General features: G+C 70.1%; 1 protein-coding gene. It reads right to left on the minus strand.

The genetic code is table 11. The annotated features are described in order from the left end of the window. The coding region (locus tag ACYU8I_RS18880; RefSeq protein ID WP_460843889.1) for a PKD domain-containing protein at positions 1-586 on the minus strand (586 nt) is incomplete at its 3' end. Positions 587-609: the final 23 nt, after the last annotated feature.

The raw sequence follows: 609 nt of genomic DNA on the forward strand, positions 1-609 counted from the left end.
AGGCCTGACGAGACTGGTCAGAAGCCACCGAGATCCGACCCGCGCTCCCACTCACGCTGAACCGCGACGTCCCACCCAGCAACGTCCAGACCCCACCAGTCTCCGCGGAACCCCAACCACTGGCCAGCGACCGGTCGAACCCGTCCAGCGCGACCACGTCCACCGCCGGAGCCGAGACCGTGACCGTGCGAGTCGCGCTCGCCGTGGCACCGTCGTTGTCCGTCACCGTCAGCGTGATCGTCTTCGACCCAGCCGTGGCATAGGTGTGCGTGGCGTTCCTGCCCGACCCGGCGGCCGTGCCGTCACCCCAGCTCCACGAGTACGACGCGACCGACCCGTCGGAGTCAGCCGACCCCGACCCGTCCACCGCCACACCCAGCGCGTCGGAGGACACCGTGAAGGACGCCGTCGGAGCCGCGTTGGTCCGCGTCACCGTCACCGTGCGAGTCGTGGTCGCGGTGCCACCACGGTTGTCCGTCACCGTCAGCGTGATCGTCTTCGACCCAGCCGTGGCGTAGGTGTGCGTGGCGTTCCTGCCCGACCCTGCGGCCGTGCCGTCACCCCAGCTCCACGAGTACGACGCGATCGTGCCGTCCGAGTCGCTCGACG

The sequence above is a fragment of the Nocardioides marmoraquaticus genome, assembly GCF_054777915.1.